The 4,302-nt window shown below is 62.0% G+C and carries 5 protein-coding genes; 1 reads left to right on the top strand and 4 read right to left on the bottom strand.

Translation table 11 applies throughout. The features are described from left to right. Together AB4Z11_RS24730 and lptF are read right to left on the bottom strand one after the other, a co-directional pair. The coding region (locus AB4Z11_RS24730) for an LptF/LptG family permease (RefSeq protein ID WP_442028394.1) at window positions 1-812 on the bottom strand (812 nt) is incomplete at its 3' end. Further along, window positions 809-1,930: an LPS export ABC transporter permease LptF gene (gene lptF, locus AB4Z11_RS24735; RefSeq protein WP_442028396.1), complete on the bottom strand. Its 1,122-nt coding sequence runs from the start codon at window positions 1,928-1,930 to the stop codon at window positions 809-811. The genes AB4Z11_RS24730 and lptF, both read right to left, overlap by 4 nt. Before the next feature lie 69 nt (window positions 1,931-1,999). Between lptF and AB4Z11_RS24740 the strand changes: the two genes are divergently transcribed. Continuing rightward, complete coding sequence (locus AB4Z11_RS24740) at window positions 2,000-3,496, top strand: leucyl aminopeptidase (RefSeq protein ID WP_442028397.1); 1,497 nt, start codon at window positions 2,000-2,002, stop codon at window positions 3,494-3,496. Between the two features lie 32 nt (window positions 3,497-3,528). Here AB4Z11_RS24740 and AB4Z11_RS24745 read toward each other — a convergent pair whose 3' ends face one another. Together AB4Z11_RS24745 and AB4Z11_RS24750 are read right to left on the bottom strand one after the other, a co-directional pair. Further along, complete coding sequence (locus AB4Z11_RS24745) at window positions 3,529-4,008, bottom strand: hypothetical protein (protein ID WP_442028399.1); 480 nt, start codon at window positions 4,006-4,008, stop codon at window positions 3,529-3,531. A 10-nt stretch (window positions 4,009-4,018) separates the two neighbouring features. Beyond that, a partial coding sequence (locus tag AB4Z11_RS24750) for a hypothetical protein (RefSeq protein WP_442028401.1) occupies window positions 4,019-4,302 on the bottom strand: 284 nt, incomplete at its 5' end.

Genomic DNA, 4,302 nt, shown 5'->3' on the forward strand with positions numbered 1-4,302 from the left:
GAGGATGCCACCGACAGGATCTTCGGCGTGATTTCCGAAATCAGGTCCTTGCTATCGTAATGCTTGATCTCAACCGCACTGGTCTCTTGCGCGAAATTGTTTTGCGCAGTTGCCTGGCCGCCGGAAGCCAGCAAGGCCGGATTGGTGAAGATGCTCTCGGTCACATCATTCAGGCGCCACACGTTATTGCCCTGGAAGACGCCGGATTTAGCCACGATCAGTGAACGCAGACGGAAGCTGTTATCGAACTCATAGAGTTTCACATCGCGCAGCTCGCCGTCCGGCCGCACTTCACGGGTATTGAAGAAGCGCGTGCCCAGCACCTCGCCCTTGGTGCCCTGGCTCTTGATGATGTCCTTGGTCCACAGGCCGGAACGGAATTCGGCCGACACCGTCGTGCCACGGCCAGTCAGCCGGATCTTCTCCGCCCACGGCGCGGCGCGCGGCGCGATCAGCTCGCCGAAGATGAAAGTGATCACCACCAGCACGATGCCGATCTTGAACAGCATGCCGGCCGCCATACGGGTGGACATGCTGGAGGCACGCATGATCGTGAATTCGGAGGTCGACGCAAACTGCGCCATCGTATAAATCGTACCGATCAGGGATGCCACCGGCATCACTTCATACACGTGCTGCGGAATCATGGCCAGCACGTACAGCGCAGCGTGCTGAAGGCCGTAGCCGTTCTTGCCGACCGTCGGCAGCTCGCCCGTCAGGTCCATGAAGGCCAGCAGGCCAAGGAAGGCGGCCAGCACGAAGGCCACTGCCTGGAAAATCGATACGGCRAAATAGCGTTGCAGGATCTTCATTTAGCAGCCACCTTGCCGCGCTTCAGGGACGCCAGCAAGGCGCGAGGATGATAACGGTGATTCACGTTGAGGCGCCATGCGAACAGGATCAGCACCACGACGATGGCGCCCAGGTGCAGCGGCCACCATGCCATGCCGAAGGAGAACTTGCCCTGCTTGACGCTGGCCTCGAACACCTTCACTGCATTGTTATAGGTGAAGAAGATCAGCAGCGCGATAATCAGATTGGTCGAACTGCCAGCGCGCGGATTGACGAAGCCGAGCGGAATCGCCAGCAGCATCAGCACCAGGCAGGTGATCGGCAGCGACAAGCGCCACAGCAGCTCGGCGCGCGCCGGATTGGTCGGAATCGCCATCAGTTGCAAGGTCGGCGTGGCCGGCGCTTCCAGTTCGGCGCCCAGCACCGGCGCTTGCTGCCCCACGCGCACGCTGTAGCGCTCGAACTCCATGGTCTGGAAGTCCGCCTGGCCCGGCGTGCCCTGATAGCGGCGGCCATTCTTCAGCACCAGATAGCGGTCGCCGTTTTCGGCTTGCGTGACCACGCCTTCGCTGGCCACGATCACGGCAGTGCCGCGTTCATCGACCGAGTTCACGAACACGTTCTGCACCACGGAAGACTGGCCGCTCACGGCTTCCACAAAGAAGATGCGGTTGCTGGACGCGGACTCGCGGAACTGGCCCGGCGCCACCTTCTGCAGGTCTTCGCGCTTGGCGAAGCGGTCCACGTATTCGGCGCTCTTCTGCTTGGCCCATGGCGTAGCGTAGAAAGCCAGGCCGCCGGTCATCAGGATAATCGGAAGGCCAAACACCAGCACCGGTTTGATGAAGCGCGTGAGGCTCAGGCCCGAGGCAAACCACACCACCATTTCCGAGTCCTTATAGGTCCGCGTGATCACCATCAGCACGGAAATAAAGCTGGTGAGAATGAGGATAGTTGGCAGATAATTCAGGGCTGCGAAGGCGATCAGCGCAAGCACATCACTGGACGCGACCTTGCCGCCTGCGGCCCGGCCGAGGATTGTGATCAGGGTCCACGTCAGGATGATGGTGAACAGCACCGTGAAGGTGGYCCCGGCGGAGCTAATGAGCTCCCGGCGGAGGGCGCGTTGAAAAATCATTCGACGTTTATAATTCGGTTAGCAAATCAAGTCACTGCGTAAAAAATACGCAAACCTACGGAGAATCAAATGGACTTTAGCATAAAAGCATTCGACACTAAGAACACCATCGCGTCGGCCAAGACCGGCTGTGTCGCAGTTGCCGTGTTCGAAAACAAGAAGCTCTCGCAAGCTGCCAAGTCCCTCGATAGCGCCGGCGAAATCACCGCTGCGCTGAAGTCCGGCGACATCACCGGCAAGGCCGGCACCACCCTGCTGCTGCGCGGCCTGAAAGGCGCCGCCGCCGAGCGCGTGCTGCTGGTAGGCCTGGGCAAGGAAGATGACGTCGGCGAGAAGGCCATCGGCTCCGCTATCGGCGCCACCATCAAGGCTTTCTCCACCCTGGGCAACGCGGACGCCATTATCGCACTGCCACTGGAAGAAGTGAAAGGCCGCGACGCAGCATGGGCCATCCGCGCCGTGGTGCTGGCTGGCCGCGACAGCTTCTACCGCAGCGACGCACAGAAGTCGAAGAAAGACCCGGCACCGGCCGGCGTGAAGAAGCTGGCCCTGGCAGTCGCCAGCAATGCCGCCAACAAACTGGCGCTGCAGCAGGCCGTCGCCATCGCCAACGGCATGGAGCTGACCAAGGATCTGGGCAATCTGTCCGCCAACGTCTGCACCCCGACCTACCTGGCGAACACCGCCAAGAAGCTGGCCAAGGACTACAAGTTCAATGTTGAAGTCCTGGACCGCAAGCAGATGGAAGCCCTGAAGATGGGCAGCCTGCTGTCCGTCACCAACGGCACCGAAGAGCCGCCGAAGTTCATCGTACTGAAGCACATGGGCGGCAAGGCCAAGGACGCGCCGATCGTCCTGGTGGGCAAAGGCATCACCTTCGATACCGGCGGCATCTCGATCAAGGCCGGTCCTGGCATGGACGAGATGAAATACGATATGTGCGGCGCCGGCTCCGTGCTGGGCACCTTCCGCGCCATCGGTGAACTGGGCCTGAAGGCCAACGTGATCGGCATCATCGCCGCCACCGAGAACATGCCTTCCGGCCGCGCCACCAAGCCGGGCGACATCGTGACCTCGATGAACGGCCTGACCATCGAGATTCTGAACACCGACGCCGAAGGCCGTCTGGTCCTGTGCGACGCCCTGACCTACGCCGAGCGCTTCAACCCGGCCGCCGTGGTGGATGTGGCGACCCTGACCGGCGCCTGCATCGTGGCTCTGGGCCATCACAACAGCGGCGTGTTCGCGCGTGACGACGAAGGCGGCAACAAGCTGGCCGAAGAACTGATGGCTTCCGGCCGCGCTACCGGCGACACCGCTTGGCGCCTGCCGATCGGCGAACAGTACAACGAGCAGCTGAAGTCGAACTTCGCCGACCTGGCGAACATCGGCTCCCCGGGCGGCGCATCCTGCACCGCGGCAGCCTTCCTGGAAAACTTCACCCGCAAGTACAACTGGGCGCACGTCGACATCGCCGGCACCGCCTGGAAATCGGGCGCAGCGAAAGGCGCCACCGGCCGTCCGGTACCGCTGCTGACCAACTTCCTGATCGGCCGCGCAGGCTGATAATAAAAAAGCCGGGCTAGCCCGGCTTTTTTTCAATATACGGTCGTCCCGGCTGGTGGCGCAGGCCTTGGCGCCTCGCCATGCTGCAGGACCATCGTCAGCGTATCAGGATAATCAAAGCCCGCGCCCGTATTCTTGTCCACGTACTGCCCTGCCCCAGCCGTCAGAATATAGTTCGCCCAGCGCGAGCTGTTCTGCTTGGGCGCGACCTGGTCGAAGGCCCACACGTCGGCCTGGCGGCAATCGACGATCAGCGGCTGGGTACTCTTGCGGATGGCCACGCGGCCCGGCGTGGTGACGAACCAGCGGCCCACATCATTACTGAGCATGCAGCCGATGCCGGAAACGGGCTGGTGATCCAGAATCGTCTGCACCAGGACGTACTGGTCGGTGGATTCGGTTAACGTGGCGCAGCCTGCGGCCGCCGTCCCGATCAGGGCAGCGGCGAGCAGGCTGGCAGTGCGGCGCGTGAACAGCGCCGCGCCGACCGGGCGGGTCAGCCGAGCAGGCATGCAGGCAGCATCAGAAGCCCGAGGAGGCTTTCTGTTTCTGCTTCAGGCCCTGGATGACACCCAGGATGTCTTCCATGCCGCTGTTGCCGTCCATCCCCTGGAAGGCATCCAGAACTTCGTTCAGGACCTGGACACGCATTGCGGCATCATCCCCCGCCATGGCTTGCGGACGCTGCAAGCTCGAACGAGCAGCAGTCGCGACGCCGCCGTCTTTGGCAGCCGACTTGCGGCCACTTGGCGTTTTGCCATGTTCCAACGCCGCTTGCCAGATCAACCAACGGCGTTGCGTTTCAT

The sequence above is a fragment of the Pseudoduganella sp. RAF53_2 genome, assembly GCF_052113985.1.
Taxonomy (GTDB): Bacteria; Pseudomonadota; Gammaproteobacteria; order Burkholderiales; family Burkholderiaceae_D; genus Rugamonas.

Coding starts and splice junctions, on each gene's coding strand:
- AB4Z11_RS24740 (WP_442028397.1), top strand. CDS start 2,000: ATGGACTTTAGCATAAAAGCATTCGACACTAAGAACACCATCGCGTCG.
- AB4Z11_RS24745 (WP_442028399.1), bottom strand. CDS start 4,008: ATGCCTGCTCGGCTGACCCGCCCGGTCGGCGCGGCGCTGTTCACGCGC.